The organism is Oligella sp. HMSC09E12, assembly GCF_001808505.1.
Classification (GTDB): Bacteria; Pseudomonadota; Gammaproteobacteria; order Burkholderiales; family Burkholderiaceae_B; genus Oligella; species Oligella urethralis.
Genome location: NZ_KV793538.1, coordinates 1 through 1,501, shown reverse-complemented (window position 1 = coordinate 1,501; position 1,501 = coordinate 1). Strand labels below are relative to the sequence as shown.

Here is a 1,501-nt window from a genome sequence, read left to right as displayed (position 1 = left end):
CCACCTCAATCTGATAACCACCATCGCCTGCATAAATACCGGTTTTTTAGTAAATTGTATATTTCGATTTGAATCAATAGAAACCTGTTTCTAACAAACCATCTTGTTTTGCAAACTGAATAAACTTCTCTATTGCCTCAGGTTCTCGCCCCATTACATCGTCAAGGAGTTTTTCTTGGATTAGTGGTGCATAGTACAAACCATTATATCGGTTGGGGAAAAATGTCCATTGACCTTTCAAAACACTATCTACAATCTCAACCTCTCTTGAATCATAAATCATTAACCAACCACCATTGTCTCTTGGTAAGCCTAAAAAATAAGTTACATACTCTATTTTACCTGCGCTACGAAATACCTCCCCCCAGTAAATACCAAAGACCTCTATATTTTCACCATCTTCTTTATCATTAATCTTCATCTATTTTCCTTTCGACAATTCAACTCTATCCATTATTTCTAATTATTCTTTTGATGGTTTCCTCACGACAATCTTCATGTCATAGGCTTTATCAGTATGCCTGTTGTATTGGTAATGAATCTCTATTTGTTTTCCATCTGTGAACTTGCGATTAACAGTCATCTTCTGGAAACCTGCACTTTCTGGAAACCGAGGGTCATTATTCATACCAATCAAACCCTTACCTTTACTTGGATTTGAAGCCACCTCCTTCCAAAAAAGTTGCTCTCTCAAATCACTAAGTATTATCGATTGATTTACGTTGGCCGTTGAAATTTTTTTCGCATTAGAAACAGCTTTCAATACATTCGCATCGGTAACGCCCGCTTTAACTAAGAGGGCCGTGTCCGTTAGAGCTGGCTCATAACTTATCCCTTTGGAGCCCGTACCAGCCACCGGTCTAAGGACTAAAGAATTAGGTGTTTTAAAACCCATCAACAGGGCTTCTTGAGCAAAGACAGGGGCCACCATCAGCGTACCACCCATCACTTGCATTGACCCATCCACTAACTGACCATCTGCAATAGCCGCTGAACCCAGTCCAATACTGTAGCCTCCTGCAGCAGCCGACACGCCCCTCACCACCGCGCCCACAGGACCCGTCATAAAATAAAGTGCAGGCTCTGCTGCTTTGGCAAGCTTCATGTCCATCGACTCATACACACCGACTTGTTGAAGAGCTTTGCTATAGAGTTCACTAACGTATGAATCCTCTACCTTGCCATCAGCAATGGGCATATCAAGAATACGTAGGGCAAGTTCCGGATCACCTCCTGATACCTGCTCCAATATCAAGCCCAAGATCTGTGTTTCCTGAGGACTCAAGGATGAACTATCTGCTTGGTAGCGGGCAAGTAAGTTGTCCGCATAGGCATCTTTTTCAACTAAATCAATGAACTCGCGTGCTTCCTCTAGGGTGAGATCTCGTTGACCGAGACCAAGTACTCCCTTTTCAAGGGATTTATCCACTAACTCTTGACGTCGTTGATATTCTAACGGTGACAGCCAGTTATTATCCACCGCCGTCCCCGCCGACTGTGC

The 1,501-nt window shown here is 42.9% G+C and carries 2 protein-coding genes; both read right to left on the bottom strand.

Translation table 11 applies throughout. The annotated features are described in order from the left end of the window. Nucleotides 1-73: 73 nt before the first annotated feature. Nucleotides 74-421: a hypothetical protein gene (locus HMPREF3179_RS02335; protein ID WP_018575374.1), complete on the bottom strand. Its 348-nt coding sequence runs from the start codon at nt 419-421 to the stop codon at nt 74-76. A gap of 42 nt (nt 422-463) precedes the next feature. Further along, nucleotides 464-1,501 (bottom strand): hypothetical protein (locus tag HMPREF3179_RS02330; protein WP_083290674.1); only part of this gene is annotated, 1,038 nt, incomplete at its 5' end.